Annotated in this window: 21 protein-coding genes and 1 pseudogene; 15 read left to right on the forward strand and 7 right to left on the reverse strand. The window is 57.4% G+C overall.

Translation table 11 applies throughout. The features are described from left to right. The first annotated feature begins 1 nt into the window (after position 1). The 4 genes from BN1189_RS12280 to BN1189_RS16685 all read left to right on the forward strand — a co-directional run bounded on the left by BN1189_RS12280 (position 2) and on the right by BN1189_RS16685 (position 2,695). Positions 2–982 carry an AAA domain-containing protein gene (locus tag BN1189_RS12280; RefSeq protein WP_257125453.1) on the forward strand — a complete coding sequence of 327 codons (981 nt, stop codon included), beginning with the start codon at positions 2–4 and terminating at the stop codon, positions 980–982. A gap of 618 nt (positions 983–1,600) precedes the next feature. Then, a complete protein-coding gene (locus tag BN1189_RS12285) occupies positions 1,601–2,152 on the forward strand; it encodes a restriction endonuclease (protein ID WP_040228489.1) in 552 nt (183 codons plus the stop codon). Positions 2,153–2,158: 6 nt separating this feature from the next. Then, positions 2,159–2,536 carry a GNAT family N-acetyltransferase gene (locus tag BN1189_RS12290; protein WP_306610711.1) on the forward strand — a complete coding sequence of 126 codons (378 nt, stop codon included), beginning with the start codon at positions 2,159–2,161 and terminating at the stop codon, positions 2,534–2,536. Positions 2,537–2,557: 21 nt separating this feature from the next. After that, the gene (locus BN1189_RS16685; RefSeq protein WP_306610712.1) at positions 2,558–2,695 is read left to right on the forward strand and encodes a hypothetical protein; all 138 of its coding nucleotides are present in this window, start codon (positions 2,558–2,560) and stop codon (positions 2,693–2,695) included. A gap of 49 nt (positions 2,696–2,744) precedes the next feature. Here BN1189_RS16685 and BN1189_RS12295 read toward each other — a convergent pair whose 3' ends face one another. Then, positions 2,745–3,233 (reverse strand): DinB family protein, encoded by a 489-nt coding sequence (locus tag BN1189_RS12295; RefSeq protein ID WP_040228491.1) that lies wholly within the window; start codon positions 3,231–3,233, stop codon positions 2,745–2,747. 172 nt (positions 3,234–3,405) lie between these two features. Here BN1189_RS12295 and BN1189_RS12300 point away from each other — a divergent pair, with 172 nt between their 5' ends. Continuing rightward, positions 3,406–4,662 (forward strand): dicarboxylate/amino acid:cation symporter, encoded by a 1,257-nt coding sequence (locus BN1189_RS12300; protein WP_179860952.1) that lies wholly within the window; start codon positions 3,406–3,408, stop codon positions 4,660–4,662. A gap of 223 nt (positions 4,663–4,885) precedes the next feature. Here the strand turns inward: BN1189_RS12300 and BN1189_RS16570 are convergent, their stop codons facing one another. From BN1189_RS16570 to BN1189_RS12315, 4 genes are all read right to left on the reverse strand, one after another. Next, positions 4,886–5,011 (reverse strand): hypothetical protein, encoded by a 126-nt coding sequence (locus BN1189_RS16570; RefSeq protein WP_257125419.1) that lies wholly within the window; start codon positions 5,009–5,011, stop codon positions 4,886–4,888. Between the two features lie 110 nt (positions 5,012–5,121). Next, positions 5,122–5,544, reverse strand: coding sequence for a hypothetical protein (locus BN1189_RS12305; protein ID WP_098049699.1), 423 nt, complete (start codon positions 5,542–5,544; stop codon positions 5,122–5,124). 75 nt (positions 5,545–5,619) lie between these two features. Next, positions 5,620–6,174: a DUF488 domain-containing protein gene (locus BN1189_RS12310; RefSeq protein ID WP_040228495.1), complete on the reverse strand. Its 555-nt coding sequence runs from the start codon at positions 6,172–6,174 to the stop codon at positions 5,620–5,622. A 106-nt stretch (positions 6,175–6,280) separates the two neighbouring features. Beyond that, a complete protein-coding gene (locus tag BN1189_RS12315; protein ID WP_052455843.1) occupies positions 6,281–6,922 on the reverse strand; it encodes a YdhK family protein in 642 nt (213 codons plus the stop codon). Positions 6,923–7,199: 277 nt separating this feature from the next. Here BN1189_RS12315 and BN1189_RS12320 point away from each other — a divergent pair, with 277 nt between their 5' ends. From BN1189_RS12320 to BN1189_RS12345, 6 genes and pseudogenes are all read left to right on the forward strand, one after another. Next, the gene (locus BN1189_RS12320) at positions 7,200–7,439 is read left to right on the forward strand and encodes an indolepyruvate ferredoxin oxidoreductase subunit alpha (RefSeq protein ID WP_040228496.1); all 240 of its coding nucleotides are present in this window, start codon (positions 7,200–7,202) and stop codon (positions 7,437–7,439) included. A gap of 120 nt (positions 7,440–7,559) precedes the next feature. Then, positions 7,560–7,898: a hypothetical protein gene (locus BN1189_RS12325; protein ID WP_040228497.1), complete on the forward strand. Its 339-nt coding sequence runs from the start codon at positions 7,560–7,562 to the stop codon at positions 7,896–7,898. A gap of 12 nt (positions 7,899–7,910) precedes the next feature. Next, complete coding sequence (locus BN1189_RS12330; RefSeq protein WP_040228498.1) at positions 7,911–8,093, forward strand: hypothetical protein; 183 nt, start codon at positions 7,911–7,913, stop codon at positions 8,091–8,093. Between the two features lie 266 nt (positions 8,094–8,359). Then, complete coding sequence (locus BN1189_RS12335; protein WP_040228499.1) at positions 8,360–9,454, forward strand: branched-chain amino acid aminotransferase; 1,095 nt, start codon at positions 8,360–8,362, stop codon at positions 9,452–9,454. Between the two features lie 243 nt (positions 9,455–9,697). Then, positions 9,698–10,411 (forward strand): YqcI/YcgG family protein, encoded by a 714-nt coding sequence (locus tag BN1189_RS12340; RefSeq protein WP_098049718.1) that lies wholly within the window; start codon positions 9,698–9,700, stop codon positions 10,409–10,411. Positions 10,412–10,531: 120 nt separating this feature from the next. Beyond that, positions 10,532–11,203, forward strand: a pseudogene (locus tag BN1189_RS12345) (NAD(P)H-dependent oxidoreductase). Between the two features lie 60 nt (positions 11,204–11,263). Here BN1189_RS12345 and BN1189_RS12350 read toward each other — a convergent pair. Next, on the reverse strand, positions 11,264–13,003 hold the full coding sequence (locus tag BN1189_RS12350) for an AAA family ATPase (protein ID WP_040228502.1): 1,740 nt from the start codon (positions 13,001–13,003) through the stop codon (positions 11,264–11,266). Between the two features lie 247 nt (positions 13,004–13,250). Between BN1189_RS12350 and BN1189_RS12355 the strand changes: the two genes are divergently transcribed. From BN1189_RS12355 to recQ, 3 genes are all read left to right on the forward strand, one after another. After that, positions 13,251–14,168: an NAD(P)H-dependent flavin oxidoreductase gene (locus BN1189_RS12355; protein ID WP_040228504.1), complete on the forward strand. Its 918-nt coding sequence runs from the start codon at positions 13,251–13,253 to the stop codon at positions 14,166–14,168. Between the two features lie 384 nt (positions 14,169–14,552). Next, on the forward strand, positions 14,553–15,062 hold the full coding sequence (locus BN1189_RS12360) for a DNA topology modulation protein (protein WP_040228505.1): 510 nt from the start codon (positions 14,553–14,555) through the stop codon (positions 15,060–15,062). 14 nt (positions 15,063–15,076) lie between these two features. After that, positions 15,077–16,852, forward strand: a complete 1,776-nt coding sequence (gene recQ / locus BN1189_RS12365) for a DNA helicase RecQ (RefSeq protein ID WP_040228506.1) — start codon at positions 15,077–15,079, stop codon at positions 16,850–16,852. Positions 16,853–17,058: 206 nt separating this feature from the next. Here the strand turns inward: recQ and BN1189_RS12370 are convergent, their stop codons facing one another. Beyond that, on the reverse strand, positions 17,059–18,228 hold the full coding sequence (locus tag BN1189_RS12370) for a TraB/GumN family protein (protein WP_040228521.1): 1,170 nt from the start codon (positions 18,226–18,228) through the stop codon (positions 17,059–17,061). Positions 18,229–18,407: 179 nt separating this feature from the next. Here BN1189_RS12370 and BN1189_RS12375 point away from each other — a divergent pair, with 179 nt between their 5' ends. Further along, positions 18,408–19,391: a ring-cleaving dioxygenase gene (locus BN1189_RS12375; protein ID WP_040228507.1), complete on the forward strand. Its 984-nt coding sequence runs from the start codon at positions 18,408–18,410 to the stop codon at positions 19,389–19,391. Positions 19,392–19,509 lie beyond the last annotated feature (118 nt).

Consider the following 19,509-nt stretch of genomic DNA (forward strand, 5'->3'; position numbering starts at 1 on the left):
ACTGGCGGAGCAGACCTTCCCGAAAGGCGGGAAGCTCATGCTGCGAGAGCATTTCCGTTCCGTGAAGGAGATCATCGAGTTCTCAAACAGGCTCAGCTACGACGGGGAAATGGTCCCGATGCGCGTGCCGCTTGAAAACGAGAAGTTCGACCGGCCGGTGGTCGCCGTAAAAGTGGCGGACGGCCGCAATGATGAACTCGACAAAGACGTGAACGTTCCGGAAGCGGACCGGATCGTCGAAGACATCGTACGGATGATCCGCGATCCCAGGTATGACAACCAGACATTCGGCGTCATTTCCCTGCAGGGACAAAAACAGCACCGGCTGCTCGAAACGAAGATCCGAAATGCCATCGGCGACGATGAATTCGTCCGGCGGCGGATGATCTGCGGAAGCCCGTACACGCTCCAGGGCGACGAGCGGGACATCATCTTCCTCTCGATGGTCGTCGCGCCCGGCCGCCGGTTCCGCGCCCTCACCGGCTCCGCGGACAAGCAGCGCTTCAACGTCGCGGCCAGCCGCGCGAAAAACCAGATGCGCCTGTACCATTCCGTCGACCCCGAAGACTTGAGCATCGACGACCTCCGGTACCGGCTGCTCAGCTACTGCCGCCAAACGGAGATCGAACACGAACGGGTGCCGGATCCCGAAGGACTGTGCGAATCGGAATTCGAGCGCGACGTCCTCCGGGTGATCCGGGAGAGGGGCTACGCCGTCAAACCAAAAGTCCGCGTCGGCAAATTCCTCATCGACTTCGTCATCGAAGGAGCGAAAGACCGGCTCGCCGTGGAATGCGAAGGCGACAAATGGCAAGGCCCGGAACGCTTCCTCAGCGACCTCTACCGGCGCCAATCCCTCGAACGCGTCGGCTGGGAATTCTGGCAGATCCGCGGCAGTGATTTTTACTTTGACCAAGAAACCGCAATGCAACCGCTCTGGCAGAAGTTGGAGGAGCGGGGGATTGAACGGGAGAGTGAATAGGAGAGTGGGCCAGCCGGCGAGAAGAAGAGTGCCGGCTGGTTTTTTATTGTGGGGGAGGGGATTGGGGAGGTGTTTTGGGGAGGTGTCTTGAAGAGGGGGATTTTCATGGACGTATCCGGTCGAAGGGGATTTTCGCGGACGCATCGGGCAAGTTCGCGGGTGCATTCGGTCGGAGGGAATATTCGCGGACGCATCCGGTAAGTTCATGGACGCATTCAGGCCGGTAAGATTTTCGTGGACGCATCGGGCAAGTTTGTGGACGCATCGGGCAAATTCATGGACGCATTTCGGCCTGAGGAGTTTTCGCGGACGCATCGGGCAATTTCGCGGATGCATTTTGGCCAGGGGAATATTCGCGGACGCATTCGGCAATTTCCGGGATGCATTTCCGTCGGGAAATTGTTGCTGGCTTTGTGTTGAAGCGGAAATCTCATCTACAGGAAGGATGACCTCTGCTGAGAATACTTTTTGTGTCTGGATTTGGTTTCTCTGCAAATATCCTAGATTATTATCTGTGAACGGTCTGGTTAAATTGGTATAATGTTCAAGAGGTAGATATTGAACATTAAAAATTACCGATAAAAACATTCAGTTCGCCAAAAGGAGATATCAGTCACCATGGCCAGGAAAAAGAAGGATCAGTTCGCTTCAGCGGTGGTCGGTCTGCTGTTTGCAGGGGCAGGCTATACATATCTTAAGACATTTTCATTCGAAACGGCGGCGGTCGTGTTTTTCGGGGGATTCGTGTTTGTGCTGCTTGCTTTGTTTGCCGTTTCTCTTGTGCGGGAAAGGAAGCTCAATGCGTCGGGCATCCGGCAGGTGGATGAGATGTCGGGGAAGCAGTTCGAGGATTTTCTCCGGCTCCGTTATCAGGCGAGGGGCTACAGGGTCCGTCAGACGCCGTACCGGAATGATTTCGGGGCGGATTTGATCTTGGAGCGGGATGGCCGCCGGATTGTGGTGCAGGCGAAGCGGTGGAAGAAGAACGTGGGGATCCAGGCAGTCCAGGAGATTGTCGCAGCCCGGCAGCATTACAAGGCGGACGCGGCGTGGGTCGTGACGAACAGCCAGTACACAAAGGCTGCAAAGGAACTGGCCGGCAGCAATGAAGTGCGACTGGTGGACCGGACGCAGCTGATTCATATATTGCTCGAGAAGAAGGCGGGGTGACGGCGGATGGCGTTCATGGTCAGGCAGGAAGAGCCGAAGGATTTTCATGAAGTTGAAGATGTGATTGAAGAAGCGTTCCGCGGCATGGAGATGAGCGATCATAAAGAACAGGCGGTCGTCGGCAAGCTGAGGGTGTCGGATGCCTATGTCCCGGAACTGGCGCTTGTCGCGGAAGGGGAGGACGGCAAGATTGTCGGGCATGCGCTCTTGTCCGAGGTTCTGATCAGGAGCGGTGATCAGGCATTGCGCTCGCTTTCTCTGGCGCCGGTTTCAGTGCTGCCCGAGTTCCAGAAGCAGGGGGTCGGCAGTGCGTTGATCGAAGAGGGTCTCAAACGGGCCCGGGAACTCGATTACGGGTCGGTCATTGTGCTCGGCAACCCGTAGTACTACGCCCGGTTCGGCTTCGTGCCCGCCATCAACCTGGGTGTGAAGGCCCCGTTTGAAGTCCCGGATGATTCATTCATGGTGCTGGAACTGAGGAAAGGCGAACTGGACGGCGTGTCCGGGACCGTCCAGTATCCGGCGGAATTTAATCTGGATTGAAAAAAGTGATCCGACGGGCCGTTTGCGCCTGTCCGGATCACTCTTTCATTTACAGTCCGAGTTGTTCTTTGACTTCTTCGATTTGCGCGGTGTGGCGCATTTCGTGGTAGCCGACGAAGGGAATCCACTGTTTCAGGCTCATCGGCCCGAACATGGGGTGCGGGTAGGCTTTCGCTTCAAGGTCCGCTTCGTCTGCTTCTTCGGCGACTTGCTTCAGCATGTCATGCGATGCGGCGAGTTTTTGTTCCAGTTCAGCGAGCGTCGCAAAGTCACCGGTCGGGGTGGCGAAGTCCGGGGCGACCACTTTCACGTCCCGGTTCGTCGTGGCTTCAATCGGCTTGGCTTCCGCATTGACGGTTTCGCCGTTTTTCAGCTGGTGGCTGATCGTTTTGGCGATGGCGCCTTCCATCAGATAAAGATGTTCCATGACTTGCTTGATCGACCACCGGTCATCGGCGGGTTTGCGGTTCAAATCTTCGTCGGACAGTCCGGCGACGGTCTGCAAGAGTTCTTGTCTCGCTTGATCGTTCGGCTGCATAGGATCCACTCCTTGGTGAAGCTGGTTTCTCCGTATCGTAGCACAGTTCAGGAACTCCGGCATAGCCGGCTGTTTTTGCGGCCGGTCGCTTTGTGCTTGTTTTGAATGAAACCTTTAGGGGCAAACATATGGTTAGTGCAGCGAATTAGTTTGTTGAAGAGGGGGCCGGAGGATGGGGGCTATCTGGAGGTTTTACCGGGACCGGTCGTTCATGCTGAAGATGTCCGTCGGTTTCCTGCTCGGCATTGGGGTCGGGCTCATATTCGGGACGTCCGCCGAGGTGCTGAAGCCTCTCGGGGATTTACTGTTGCGTTTGTTGAACTTCATCATCATCCCGCTCATCGTCTTCACGCTCATCTCGGCAGTCGATCAGCTGAATCCGAAGAAGCTCGGGCGGATCGGAGGGAAGGTGTTCATTTATTACATGGTGACGACGGCGGTTGCAATCGTCTTCGGCATCGTCATCGCGATGCTCGTGAATCCGGGCAACGGCTTGTCTCTGCCGACCGCGGATGTGGAAGTGCCGGAGCGACCGTCGATCGTGGAGACGCTGCTGGCGATCGTGCCAAACAATATCTTCACGTCTTTGGCGAACAATGAAATCCTCGCGATCATTTTCGTTGCGCTCATTTCGGGGTTTGCGATTTCGTCGATGATCCACTCGGAGGAAGACCGCATCCGGAAGATGGGCGTTCTGCTCGATGACGTGACGGCGAGTCTGAGCGAAGTGACGTTTAGAATCTTGAACGGCATTCTGCAGTATGCGCCGATCGGGATTTTCGCCATTGCCGCCACGGCCATCGGCTCGCAGGGGCTTCACACTCTCGTGTCGCTCGGAAAGCTGATCGTCGTGATCTACGCGGGGATCGCCCTGCAGGTGATTTTCGTTTACATCCTGATCATGAAATTGTTCGGCGTTCAGATTCGCGCATTCTTCGCCAATACGAAAGAGGCAATCGCGACGGCATTCATGACGTCGAGCAGCCTTGGGACGTTGCCCGTCACGATGAAGTCGGCGAGCAAGGCGGGCATCAGCGACGAGGTGGCGACCTTCAGCCTGCCGATGGGGGCGACCGTCAATATGGACGGGGCCGCCATCCGGCTCGGGGCGTCCGTCGTATTCGCGGCGAACATCACGGGGCTCGATCTCGGGTTCGCCACCATCCTCGGCGTGATTGTGACCGGCACGATGGCCTCCGTCGGGACCGCCGGGGTGCCGGGTGCCGGGCTGATCGCCCTGTCGATCGTCCTGACGCAGACCGGGCTGCCGATTGAAGTCGTTGCACTCATTGCAGGCGTCGACGCAATCCTCGGGATGGGAGCGACGGCGTGCAACGTGACTGGCGACCTCGTCGGCGCGGCGATCGTCGACCGGAGCGAACGGCGGAAAAATGCCACTGTGAGCGGGGAGACGACGTCATCGGGTTGACCAAGATAAAGAGGCAAGAATCCGGATTGGAGCGGATTCTTGCCTCTCTTTTTTGTCGGGTTTTTCCGGGAAGACTTTCAGGGGAGTGTCAATTTCGGGCCGGCGGGTGTTAACTTTACGGCGGCGAGTGTCAAATTCGGCGGTGTGAATATCAACTTTTTTGGCACGAGTGTCAACTTTAAAAAAAGAGCCGGAACCCGGTGCGGGCGTGGCTCTTTTGTGATTAGAAGATGGAGACGAGATAAGTGATCAGGACGACCAGGATAGAGGCGGCCCCGATAAAGTAAAGGGCGCCGAGCGTGTAGAAGAGAAAGTCGACGAGACGGGAAGCCGTCCGTTTGGATGTCATGTCTGAGATGATGTTTCCCTCCAGTCATGGTATGGAATCAACCATAAGGACGGAAGGGGGGCGAGGCAGGTTCCCGGAAAGCTCGTCTGACTTCTTTTTGGATGAATCGATTATTGCTTTTCGATGACGGTCGCGTTCAGTGACATCGTGCCGTCATCGCCTTCACCGCCGAATGTACCGTAGACGGTGACCTGGTCTCCGTCCTGGATATCGGTGTCCGTCGTATCGAGATTCGTGACGCTGAATTCACCGTCTTCTTCGGCGACGAGCGTGAACTCACCGAGCGCACTCGGGTCGGATACTTGCCCGGTCACTTTGACGTGATCGCCTTCCTCCACGTCACCGGACTTTGCGTCGTCAAAAGTGATTTCCTCTGCCGATTCTTTGAATTCCTCATTGATCTCATGCTGGGACTGCTTGTCATCGGCGGAAGGCTGGCTGACGCTTTCCGAGCTCGTCACCGGCGGCTTGTCTTCATTCGAGCAGGCGCCGAGCAGCAGGCCGGCCGCGAGCAGCCATCCCCATTTCCTCAATTTCATCACTCCTTCCGGGATCAGTAGACCTTTCTGGGTTCGTGTCTACTTGTCCTATTCCCTGATTTTCAAAGTTTAAGGGGTGGCCTGCGGCGGATAGACGACTTCGCCGTCTTCCCGCTTTTCAGGCATCGCTCCCCAGCGGCCCGGCTCGTGCGGTTCGACCACCGTCTCTCCGTGGTTGTCGAGGATATGATGAACCGATCCGTCATGGAGAGAGACGTAATTGCTGATCAGCAGGCGGTGGCAGCGGGCCGGATGCCGCTCCGAGCAGCAGATGGCGACCCGTTTGCCCTGCGCTGCCTGATTCAGGAGGTCGAGCCCTTCTTTGAACTCCGGCTCGAGCGTATAATCCGCATAATTGTGGAATGACCGGTTGTTCCAGCCGGCGTTCACTTCGTCGTCGATGATCTTGGACTTCCGCCGCCTCCCGCCGAGCTCCCGGATATGGACGTAGCCGATCCCGTTCTCCGGCAGCCACTCCTTCATCCGGTCCGTGTGGAACCACGGAAACTTGCGGCTCCCCGGAAATGCCCGCACATCCGCCAGCAGACCGATCTTCGCATCCTGCAGCAGTTTCAGGAATTCCTCTTCGGTATGGGTCGAGTGCCCGATTGTGTAGATATCCATCAGCGTCACCTCTTTGCTCTTTCTCTTCCCCAATCAGGCCGGAATTATGGATTTGGACATCATAAAAGCGTCGCCGACGGTTGCGGAGGCGCGCTTGGAACCGGATTTATTCATCCGAGAGTTCGTCTTCGGTGACCCATTTGTGGTTCTTCACTTCTTCGCCGCCGTCTTCCGGCGTGTAGTCGATCATGTAGACGGTCGTCTGCTCGGCAGAATCAATAATGCCGGTTGCGCCTTTCATGCCTTCCATATGATCGGCATCGATCGTCACCTGGGTCCCTTTTTCGAGCGGGGCCCTTCCGGGATCCTCCAGCTCCTCGTGGATGACCCATTTATGCCCCTCGACCGGCTTGCCGCCGTCTGTCGGCGTGAAGGTGACGGCATAGGCGGTCGTCGCGTAGGCACCGGCGATTTTACCTTTCGCGCCGTACATGCCCGGCATATGATCGGCCTTCACGGTGACGTCACTCCCGTCCGGAAATTTCGGATCATCCGCTTCCATCAGCCCGTCCGGCACATCGGCGGAACTGGTGCCGGCTTCTTCGTTTTCATCCATGTCCTTGCGGTCCTCCGAATCGTGCATATCGTACGGATCATTCGAATCTTCCCGGTCATACTGCTCGTCGCCCTGCTCCTCCATGCGCTTTTCATCATCATTTTCCCCGGCCTTCTCCCCGCTCGAGCAGCCGGCAAGCATCAGCAGCAGGACGGCAGACGCCATCCCGGCATTTTTCAACAATTTGTCCATGCCCGTTCCTCCTTCGAACAGTCTTTGCTTGAATCGTTCCCGTTTTAAGGGAGGAATATGTCTGGGAGGGGACTGGAGGAGGTTGAATCTAAAGGTGGAGCCGTTGAATCTAAAGCTGGAGTCGTTGAATCTAAAGCAGGAGCGGGAAAAAACCATCCTATATAATCCCGTCCGGGCACCTTCTGAGCACGAGACAGCAAATTATTTGCTTTTTTGAGGTTTCCAACTGCACGAAAGGCGGGAATATGGTAAGTTGAATAGGTAAGGAGTGATAAGCATGACACACGTAATCACAGCGCCATGTATGGCCGAGAAGGCGGGCGAATGTGTAGACGTCTGCCCGGTCGACTGCATCCTCGAAGGAGAGGACCAGTTCTACATCGACCCGGACCTCTGCATCGACTGCGGAGCCTGCACAGCGGTCTGCCCGGTCGACGCCATCTTCTACGAAGATGACCTTCTGCCGGAAGACATGGAGTTCGTCGATAAAGCCAAAAAATTCTTTATGGAAGGCTGAAGCCGGAGCGGAGACGCTCTGGTTTTCTTTTTGTTCGTCCCTCTCCTTCTTTTCCCATCCCGCCCTCCTGTTTGCCCCGGCCTCACAGGGGAATAGAGAGGAACGGGGAGGGATTGCGGTATGGATACGATTGAGTCGATTGATGAATTTGTGAATGCGGCGATGGGCATGGATCCGGAAGAGGAGCCGGGCAATCTATTTGTGAGCCAGGATTCTGAGTATCAGGAGCTGGCGGATGAAACGGTGATCGAGGATGAAGATACGGTCCGCGGAAACGTCATGCAGGTGTTTGCCGTGCTGCTGGAGACGGAGCGGGGATCGCTTTATTTTGAGTATCCGTTCGTCGAGCCATTTGAGATGGAGGAGATCCAGGAGAAGTTGGAGCCTTTGTTCGAGCGGTTCCCGAAGGTCGTCCTTCCGCACGAGGAAATGGCGAAGAAGACAGGGAAGGCCGGTTGAGGAGGTGTCCGGATGTTCAGACAGGCTTATAAGCGGCCGATCGTCTGCGCGGATTGCGGACGGGAGATCCGGGACGGGGAGGAAGTCACCGCCGTCCTCACGCCTCCGAAGATGAATACGATGGTGGAGATCCGCGCTTACTTACAAAAGAAAAGCCGGGTTTTCTGTGCTGATTGCCGGCCGCCGGCAGAATAGAATTAGGGAAAAGTGAACGTGCAGGCAATCCGGCTGCACGTTTTTGCATGGCGGGTTGAAGGACTGTGCGAAGGACGGTTTTAGTGTTTGTTCCAGCTGAAACGGCGGCTGGTTTCCCGCTGACATTCTTTGTTAACAAACAGGCGGAAAAACTTGCGAGAAAATGATTTCAATTTGTCTGAATTCATGTATAATGGGGCTATTATTTCGTTTTCATGTGTATACGAACTTTCGCATACCCTTGAATAGCCAAGGAGGAAGATCTTATGGGGAACATGCAGATCAACATCACGAAGTGCTTGGAGAAAAAGGCGAAGCCGGCAACGGAAGGCATCGCATTCGGGCGCAATTTCACCGACCATATGTTCATTGCGGACTACACGGAGGGGCAGGGCTGGCATGATCACCGGATTGTTCCGTATCAGCCGATTTCGCTCGATCCGTCCGCCATCATCTTCCATTACGGACAGACGGTATTCGAAGGGCTGAAGGCATACAAGTCGGAAGACGGGACGGTTCGTCTGTTCCGCCCGGAGGAGAACTTCCGGCGGATGAACGAATCGTGCGACCGCCTGTGCATGCCGGCGATCGACGAGGAGCAGGCGCTGGAGGCGCTCAAGGCGCTGATCGAGATGGAGCGCGACTGGGTGCCGTCCGCTGAAGGCACATCGCTCTACATCCGTCCGTACATGATCGCGACGGAACCCCACCTCGGTGTCGCGCCTTCGCTCGAGTACAAGTTCATGATCGTCCTGTCTCCGGTCGGTTCCTACTATAAAGGGGGCGTCGCGCCGGTCAAGATTCTCGTTGAGAATGAATACGTGCGTGCCGTTGCGGGTGGCACCGGAGCGGCCAAGACCGCCGGGAACTATGCGGCCTCTCTCAAAGCCCAGCAAGTGGCGGAAGGGATGGGCTATGCCCAGGTTCTCTGGCTGGACGGCGTCGAGAAGAAGTACATCGAGGAAGTCGGCTCGATGAATGTCTTCTTCAAAATCGGCGGAGAAGTCATCACGCCGGCGCTCAACGGCAGCATCCTCGGCGGGATCACGCGCAAGTCGATCCTCGAAATGCTCCGGGCATGGGACGTCCCGGTCACCGAGCGCCGGATCTCGATGCAGGAACTTGTCGAGGCCCAGAAAGACGGACGCCTCGAGGAAGCATTCGGCACGGGCACGGCCGCCGTCATTTCCCCGATCGGCGAATTCAGCTGGAAAGGCGAGACTTTCAGCGTGAAAGACGGAGAAGCCGGCGAGCTCTCGCTGAAGCTCTACGACGAACTCACCGGCATCCAGACCGGCAAGAAAGACGACCCGTTCGGCTGGGTCACGGTGATCGAAGAAAAAGCGACGGTCAAACAATAATAGACACAAAGGCTGCCGGGGGATCGCCTCCGGCAGTTTTTGATTTTCGGTTTAAACAGGATGAATGTTAAGAAAGAGGCACCGAATGTTAAGCAAACGTCCGTGAATGTTAAGATAAACAGAGTGAGTGTTAAGAAAGACGCCGGCTCCGCGCACTTCCCCGTGTTTTTGCGGACTTAAAGCGGGGAAAGGAAGAAGAGAGTATGGACGGAGGGATTTAATTTGGAAACGAAGCAGAGAAAAATGCTGGTGAAGGAAGATTTTGCCGTGCGGGATGATCTTCCCGAGTGGCTGTTGAGAGAATATCAGACGTTCCACGAGACCGTCATGGATAAAACGTTCCCTTGCTATTTCGGAATGGCTGCGGAGAAGGGCGGCGAGCTGCGCTATGCCTACATAGAACGGGACGACTGGTCGAATCTGCCGCAGGCGCTCTCCGAGTTTCTGGAGCTGTTCGAGAATCCGAAGCATAAACGGCACGGGTTTTTCGTGTTTGTCGAGCCGTTCGAGGAGGAAGGGACGATCGAGGACTACCGGAAGGAGTTCTGGGATATTCTCCAGTACCTTCACGAGCAGGACGACGTCGAGTGGCCGGAAGACGCGCCGAAGGATCCGGATCATCATCTTTGGGACTTCCGTTTCGGCGGCGAGCCGATTTTCGCGTTCGGCAACGCGCCGGCGTACAAGCAGCGGAAGACACGCGACCTCGGCAATGCAATGGTGATCGGCTTCCAGCCCCGCAAGATCTTCAAGGGACTCGAAGGGACCGAACCCGGCGGGATTAATTCACGCGAAAAAGTCCGGGAGCGCGTCGAAAAGTGGGACAGCCTGCCGAAGCACCCGGACATCAGCCATTTCGGCGATCCGGAGCATAATGAATGGAAGCAGTTCTTCATCGGCGACGACGCCGTGCCGATCGAAGGGAAATGCCCGTTCCACCATAAAGACATGAAATGAACGATGCCGGCGGAGTCCGGCATTTTTGTTTGCCTGTGGCGCATGGAGCTGATTCAGTTGAGTTTTATTCGGAATACTCCTAAACTAGGTTATTATTTTAGTATAATGGGGGAATGAAAGATGACGACTCAGACCGAGGAAGTCAAAAAACAAGTGATGGACGCATTCAAATTCTGACATGCCACGAAACAGTATGACAAAACGAAAAAGATTTCCGATGGAGACTTCAATTACATTCTTGAAGCAGGCAGGCTCTCGCCGAGTTCGCTCGGTTCCGAGCCTTGGAAATTCCTCGTCGTCCAAGATCCGGAAATGAGAGAAAAGCTGAAGCCGGTCTGCCCGGGTGCCGTCGAGAAACTGGAGACGGCGAGCCACTTCGTCATTCTGCTTGCGCGGACCGGCCTCCGCTTTGATTCCGAGCATCTGGCCAGGCAGATGAAAGAGATTCAGCACATGCCGGAAAACGTGCTCAAAACGGCCACGGATTCCTATAAGAAATTCCAGGAACGCAAGCAGATCCTCGACAATGAGCGGACGCTGTTCGATTGGGCTTCCAAGCAGACGTATATCGCACTCGGCAATATGCTGACGGCGGCCGCCCTGATCGGCATTGATTCCTCACCGATGGAAGGATTCGATGCGGAAGGGCTTGAAAAGCTGTTGGCGGAAGAAGGGCTGCTCGAAGACGGCAAGTTCGCGCCGTCCGTCCTGGCCGCGTTCGGATACCGCAAGGAAGACCCGTCCCGCCCGAAAACCCGGCAGGAACTGAAGGATGTCGTGGAGTGGGTCTGACCTTTTAATAGCAAAAAAACAGGCGGAGAAAAACCGGAATGGTTTTCTCTGCCTGTTTGATTATGCCTTCATGGCAACGAGATCGTCGCGCACCACTTTTTTGTGGCCGACGATGTCCTGGATTTCCGAACCGTCGAGGGTTTCGTATTTCGTCAGCGCCTGGACGAGCCGCTCATATTCGGCGGGGTGTGCCTTGATGAGCAGTTCGGCCATTTCGAGGGCTTCATTGAACAGTTCCTGCATTTTCGCTTCTTTTTCGCCTTTGTTGAAGGTGAGCCGGAACTCATCCTGCAGGAGGCCGGTGTCGACCATCTGCTCGAGGAGATCTTTCGCCTGCTGGACGTCTCCGCCGACGCCGATCGAGTGTTCGCCGAGGTGGATCCGTTCGGCGACGCCGCCGGCGAGGATCATGGAAATGCGGTCGAGCAGTTCGCTCGCGGTCGACAGATGCAGTTCCTTCTGGAGCGGCGCCACGTAGCCGAGTGCCATGCCGCGCGGAATGATCGTCGCTTTGCGGACGGAGCCCGGGTTCGTGAGTGCCTGGACGAGCGCGTGGCCCGCTTCGTGGATCGCGACGCGGCGCTTCGTTTCAGGCTCGTTGAGTGCACGGGCGGTTGAACCGAGGATCGTCCGGTCGATCGCGAAGTCGATGTCTTCGGATGCGATTTCGGTCCGGCCGTCCCGGAGTGCGCGGCGGCTCGCCATGGAGAAGAGGGAGCTCAGTTCCGCGCCGGAAAAGCCGGATGTGCTTTCCGCCAGGCGGTCGAACGAGGCGATGACGTCCGGGGCGAGCACTTTGCCTTTGGAATGGATGTCGATGATCTCGCGGCGTCCCTGGGTGTCCGGAAGCGGAACTTGGAATTCGAAGTCGATCCGGCCCGGGCGGAGGAAGGCGTCATCGAGCATGTCTTTCCGGTTGGTCGCCGCAATGAACAGGATGCCTTCGTTGTCGTTGCCGCCGTCAAGCTGGACGAGAAGTTCGGTGAGCGTCTTCTCGGATTCCTCACCGCCGTGCGGTTTCCGCTTGCCGGCGAGTGCGTCGATCTCGTCGATGAAGATGACGGCAGGCCGCTGCTTGCGTGCGTTGTCGAACAGGGTGCGGACGCGCGAGGCGCCGACACCGACGAACATTTCGGTGAACGCCGCACCGCTTGATGAGAAGAAAGTGGCGCCGATTTCGTGTGCGATCGCCTGGGCGAGGAGCGTCTTCCCGGTTCCCGGAGGTCCGTAGAGCAGGATGCCGCGCGGCGGCGTCAGTCCGACCTGTTCGGCGCCTTTTGGGTCTTTGATGACGGCCAGGGCCTGGCTGATCTCTTCCTTCATTTCATCCGGGATGCCGCCGACGTCATCGAGTGTGATGTCAGGGAGCGGAGTCGACTTGGCCGCGCTTTGTTTCATGGAAGAGGCGACGCCGAGCTTGCCTTTCCGGTGCAGCACGAACAGGGTCGTGCCGATGGCTGCGAAAACGATCACAAGAAGAAGCCGGTCTCCGGTGTTCTGCTTGGAATATTCATAGGCGACGTCATTGTTGATGACGAGCTGTTCTACACTTTGGCTGTTCGGCGGGATGTTCGTGGAGTACTTCCCGTCCGATGTTTGGAGGACCAGTGTGCCGCCGGACGATTCGGTGAGTGTCATCTCCTGCCCATCGGCCGCCTGGATGATTCCCTGCATTTTGGCGAACGACACGTCCGTTGTCCGCTCGTAGCCGAAGGCGAACCAGGCTGCGGCCGCGCTCACCAATACGAGCAGCGCAGTGACGAGGAAAACTTTAGAGGTAATTTTGGAAACCGGCTTCAAAACCGCACCATCTCCTTCAACAGAATAAGCCCATTATATAAGAAAATGTGTTTGATTCATAGGAAAATGGGTACCTGAAATGGTTACAGTTTCATGTCCGTTTTTTGACGGCGCAAAGGTTGGGTTTCTTTTGCCAAGTGAAGAGAATGAACGTTCATTCATTTTATCTCTTGACAGACCGTTCCGGCAACCGGAGAATGGGAGGAAGAAGTTTCTTTATTTTGAACAATGAGAAGGGGTGGGGGATATGCTGAAACTGCCGGTCATCGTCGCACCGATGTTCCTGGTGTCGACTCCGGAGATGGTCATCGAATCGGGGAAGGCGGGCGTCATCGGGACGTTCCCGCTGCTGAATGCACGGCCGGTGTCGGCGTGCGCGGAATGGCTGCAGCGGGTGAAGGACGAACTGGGCGACAAGCCGTGGGGCGTCAACTTCATCTGCCATCAGAAAGCCAACCAGCGGTACGCGGACGACCTGGAACTGATCCGCAAATACGAGCCGCCGATCGTCATCACTTCGCTTGGCCACCCGGGGGATGTGACCGAAGTCGTGCATGCCTACGGCGGCAAAGTCTATTCGGACGTGGCCCATATCAAGCACGCGAAAAAGGCGGCGCAGAGCGGAGTCGACGGTCTGATCCTCGTCTGCTCGGGCGCGGGGGGTCACGGCGGCCTGCTCAATCCGTTCGCATTCGTGTCCGCGGTGAAGAAGTTCTACGACGGGAAAATCATCTTGTCGGGTGCGATCTCATCCGGCGCGGACGTCGTAGCGGCCCTGGCGATGGGCGCCGACTATGCGTACATCGGCACCCGGTTCCTCGCGGCGGAAGAAAGTGCGGCTTTCGACGACTACAAACAAATGGTGATCGACTCGACGATCGAGGACGTCGTCTACACTGACAAGATCAGCGGCATCCATGCGAACTTCCTCGCCCCGTCGCTGGCCAAGCAGGGCGTGGACCTGAATGACCTGGACGGCGGCGGGAAACTGAACTTCTCCGGCGAGGAAGAAGTGAAAGCCTGGCGCGACGCCTGGTCCGCCGGCCAGGGCGTCACAAACGTCACCGGGCGGGAAACCGTCGCGGAGATCGTGGAAAAGCTGTACACCGAATACGAAGAAACGATCGCGCGCCTCTCCGAACAACGGAGCGGCATCGCGCATTGACTGGAAAGCACCGGGAAACCGGTGCTTTTTATTGTGGAGTGGCGCATGGAGAGGCGGAGTATGGCAGAACGTTGTGTATCGCGGGGGAAACGTTGTTTATCTCGGGCGGAACGTTGCTTATCTTTTGAGAAACGTTGTTTATCTCGAGAGAAGCGTTGTGTATCTGGAGTCAAACGTTAATTAGCTGGGGTGAGACGTTAATTAGCCAAGGCGAAACGTTAATTAGCTAAGCCAAAACGTTAATTTGCCAAGGCAAAACGTTAATTAGCTGGCCGTCCACCGCACCGGGCCGGCCGGTTTTATTCATTTCCGAAAGTCTACCCGGGAAGGCGGGGGCGGGATGCGCTATAATGGAAGGTAGAATGCAAGATTGGGGGACGGCGGATGAACCGGATCATGCTGATCGGTCCGGGCGGGGCGGGCAAGTCGACGCTCGCCCGGGAGCTCGGGGACCGGCTCGGGATCGAGGTGCATCATCTCGATGCGCTGCTGTGGAAGCCGGGCTGGACGCTCACGACGCGGGAGGAACAGCGGGAGATCCAGCGCGGCCTCTTTGACGGGGAGAGCTGGATTGTGGACGGCAATTACGGGGCGACGATGGATCTGCGCCTGGAGCGGGCAGACACGGTCATCTTCCTTGATATGCCGACGTGGGTATGCCTGCTCGGAATCGTGAAGCGGCGCATCCGCTGGCACGGGAAAACCCGTCCCGACATGCAGCGGGACTGCCCGGAACGCCTCGATCCGGAGTTTGTCCGGTGGGTGTGGAATTACCGGAGGGACAAGCGGCCGGCCGTCCTCGAGAGGCTCGGGCGGCTCAGGCCGGATCAGAAAGTCTTCATATTAAACAACAGAAGGGCGGTCCGCGAGTTTCTGGACCGCCTCAAGAATTGATTGGAGTGTCAGCAATGCTGGAGCAAGCGCTTGAACAACTGAATACGTACTTTGGCTACCCGTCGTTCCGCCCCGGGCAGGAGCGGGTGATCGGCCAGGTGCTCGGCGGCGAAAATACGCTGTGCGTCATGCCGACCGGCGGCGGGAAATCGGTGTGCTACCAGGTGCCGGCGCTTGTTCGGGAAGGGACGACGCTCGTCATCTCCCCGCTCATCTCGCTGATGAAGGACCAGGTCGACGCACTGACCGAAGCCGGCATCCCGGCCGCCTACGTGAACAGCACGCTGTCTTTGGATGAACTGCGCGAGACGATGGAGCGCGCGCGGGCCGGGGAATACAAACTCCTGTATGTCGCGCCGGAGCGGCTTGATTCGGAATACTTCTTGAACGACCTCATGATGATGGACATCCCGCTCGTCGCGGTCGACGAAGCGCACTGCATCTCCCAGTGGGGGCATGATTTCCGGCCGAGCTACCGGCTGATCGGCCACGTCGTCAACGTGCTGCCGGATCAGCCGGTCGTCCTCGCCTTGACCGCGACGGCGACGCCTGAAGTGCGCGCCGACATCTGCCGGCAGCTCCGCCTGCCTGAAGAGAATACGGTCCTCACGGGATTCGAGCGGGAGAATCTCGCCTTTTCCGTGATCCGGGGACAGGACCGCGGGAAGTTCCTGCGCGACTTTCTCAAGAAGAACGCCGAGGAATCCGGTATCATCTATGCGGCCACGCGCAAGACGGTCGACGCCCTGTATGAATCCATCCGGAAATCCGGGCTGCCGGTCGCGAAGTACCATGCCGGCCTGCCGGAAGATGAGCGGAGGCTCGCCCAGGAAGCGTTCCTGAACGACGAGGCCCGCATCATGGTGGCGACAAACGCGTTCGGCATGGGGATCGACAAGTCGAACATCCGCTACTGCATCCATTACCAGCTGCCGAAAAACATGGAAAGCTACTATCAGGAAGCCGGGCGTGCGGGGCGCGACGGCCTGCCGGGTGAGTGCATCGTCCTTTATTCGCCGCAGGACGTCCAGACCCAGCGGTTCCTGATCGATCAGTCGGAAGACCGTGACGGGATCGGCCGCGAACTGGAAAAGCTCCAGGCGATGGTCGACTACTGCCATACCGAAAATTGCCTCCAGCAGTTCATCGTCCGCCATTTCGGCGACATGGAAGCATGCGACTGCGGCCGCTGCGGCAACTGCACCGACGTTCGCGAAAGCACCGACGTGACCGAAGACGTGCAGAAAGTGCTGTCATGCGTCATCCGGATGGGCCAGCGCTTCGGCAAGGCGATCACCGCCCAGGTGCTCACCGGCTCGGTGAACAAGAAAGTGAAGGACATGGGCTTCGACGGGCTTTCGACGTACGGAATCCTGAAGAGCGATTACAGCGCAAAAGAAGCGACGAACCTGATCGACTTCATGATCTCCCAGGACCTGATCGGCGTGAGTCAGGGCCAGTTCCCGACCATCTTCGTGACCGCGGCCGGCAAGGACGTGCTCATGGGCAACCGGGAAGTGACCCGCAAACAGGCGGTCGTCACCCAAGCGATCGGCGACGCCGACCCGCTGTTCGAGAAGCTGCGTGAAGCGCGGAAAGGGCTCGCCGACGAAGCGGGCGTCCCGCCGTACGTCATCTTCTCCGACAAATCCTTGAAGGACATGTGTGCCCGGCGGCCGCTCGATGAAAACAGCTTCCTTGATGTCCACGGCGTCGGTGAGAACAAACTCGCCAAATACGGCGAGCCGTTCCTTGAGGCAATCCGTGAATTTGCATCGGCGGAAGTGTGAGTGTCAACATTTCGGGAGCGAGTGTTATCGTTTCGGGCTCGAGTGTCAACATTTCGGGGTCGAGTGTTATCATTCAGGGCTCGGGTATCAACATTTCCCGCCCGAGTGTCATCATCCGAGCCCCGGTGTCAACTTTACGGGAACGGGCATCAATTTCATTGCACGAAAAAACCGGACGGGCTGTATCGCCTGTCCGGTTTTCGTGTTTAGAAAATATGCTGGAAAAACGAGCGGATGACGTCGGCGCCGCCGATGAACGTGCCGAGCGAGCTCCCGATGTTGCCAAGGACGACGACGAGGAGAACCCGCGTCGCCTTGTTCTGCCAGAAGCCTTTAACGCTCAGGACGTCCTCGGTCAGTTTTTCGAAATCACCGACGCTCGGACGGCTGAAGTACGCCTGGACGAGTCCGGAGAACCAGCCGACCGCGAGCAGCGGGTTGAGCGAAGTGAACGGAGCGGCGGCGAACGCGGTCAGCACGGCGAGCGGGTGGCCCTTCGCGAGAATCGTACCGAGTGCGGCGAGCGAACCGTTCCAGAGAAGCCAGCTGAGCATCTGGTTCATCGCGACGTCGCTGTTCTGGATGAACGTGTAGGCGATGATCCCGATGATGAGGAGCGGAATTCCCCAGCCGACGACTTTCGGCCAGACCGGCTTCGGCGGCTTCGCGTTGAGTGTTTCAAGATCGTGGGTTTTATGGATCTCCCGGGAGATGCCCGGGACGTGGGCCGCGCCGAGGACGGCGACGATCTTCTTGCCCGGGGCGGTCCGCAACTTCTCCGCCAGGTATTGATCTCGTTCGTCGATGAGCGGCGTCTTCAGCCTCGGGAACGACTCGGTGAATTCTGCCAGCACGGCGTTCAGCGTGTCCTGGGATTTCATCTTTTCCATTTCTTCCTCGGAAATCTCTTCCCGGCTGAAGATGCTGGCGATGACCGACGTGAGGAGCTGCGCCTTGCCGCCCGCGCCGAGGTTCCCCCAAATCCTGGAGAACGTCGTCTGGATGTTCCGGTCGGCGAGAATGAGCTCAGCCCCCGTTTCCTTTGCCGAGTCGATTCCCTGGATCATCTCGGCGCCCGGCGTCACATCGAACTGCTTCGCCATCCGGTTCTGGAACGAGGAGATGGCGAGATTCATGAGGAGAAGGGAGGCCTTCTTCTCCTTGATCACTTTGAAAATGTCTGTTTCCTTCCACTTATTCCCGCCGGTCACGGCCTGGTAGCGCTGCTCATCAAGCTCGATGGCGACGGTATCCGGCTGTTCGCGCTCGATGACTTCCTTGACCTGTTCCGCGCTGAGGCGGGACACGTGGGCGGTGCCGATCAGGATGAGCTCCTTGTCACCGAGCTGGATGCGGGTGATGTTGTCGTCGTTCATGGGCTGCTCGTTCAGTTGGGATTCTTCCATATTTTGATCCTTCATTTCGATAGTGGTCATACGCTTAATGATGAAGCATCGCGCCCGGAAATTCAATATTAAGAAGCGAAACAATTGCAGGGAAAGCGGAATGGACGTATAATTATCTTGAAATCAAGATAAAATCGGGAGGCAATTTCATGAATCGATTGAAGGGCATTCACCACGTCACCGCCATCACAAGCTCCGCCGAGAAGAATTATGAGTTTTTCACCTACGTGCTCGGGATGCGGCTGGTCAAAAAAACCGTGAACCAAGACGATATCGGAACGTATCACCTGTTTTTCGCGGACGACCGCGGCAATCCGGGGACGGACATGACGTTCTTTGATTTCCAGGGGATTCCGAAGGGAACGCACGGGACAGACGAAATTCACCGGACGTCTTTCCGCGTGCCGGGCGACGCGGCACTCAACTACTGGGTGAAGCGGTTCGACCGGCTCGGCGTGGACCACGGCGGAATCCTCCGGCAATTCGACCGGAATGTGCTCCCGTTCAGCGACTTCGACGGGCAATTGTATCAATTCGTCTCCGATGAAGAAGACAGCGGCGTGGCGCCCGGCATCCCGTGGCAGGACGGCCCGGTCCCGCTTGAATTTGCCGTCACCGGCCTCGGCCCGATCGTCCTGCGCGTGTCGGAGTTTGACTATATTAAGAAAGTGCTCGAAGACGTGATGGAAATGAACGAAATCGCAGCCGACGGGGATGTTCACCTGTTCGAAGCCGGCGAAGGAGGGAACGGCGCCCGCGTCATCGTGGAATACAACGCCGTTCTGCCCCGCGGACGCCAAGGCTACGGGACCGTCCATCACACCGCTTTCCGGGTGGAGGACCGGGATGCGCTGGAACACTGGATCCGACGCATGGACAGCTTCGGATTCAACACATCCGGATACGTCGACCGGTTCTACTTCGAATCGCTCTACGCCCGGGTCACCCCCGGCATCCTGTTTGAATTCGCCACCGACGGCCCGGGCTTCATGGGAGACGAACCATACGAAACCCTCGGCGAAAAACTCGCCCTCCCGCCATTCCTCGAACCCAAACGCCCGCAGATCGAAGCTCACGTGCGGCACATCGACACCGTGAGAAGCACGAAGACGTTTGAGAAGGAGTATGAGTGAGGGAGTGACCCGAGGGGATGAGGGCGCGAGTGTTATCGCAACACGCCCGAGTGTCATCGGAGCAGGCCCGAGTGTTATCGCAATGTGGTGCGGGGCCGAGTGTTATCGGAACAAGCGC

The organism is Bhargavaea cecembensis (assembly GCF_000826125.2).
GTDB classification, from domain to species: domain Bacteria; phylum Bacillota; class Bacilli; order Bacillales_A; family Planococcaceae; genus Bhargavaea; species Bhargavaea cecembensis_B.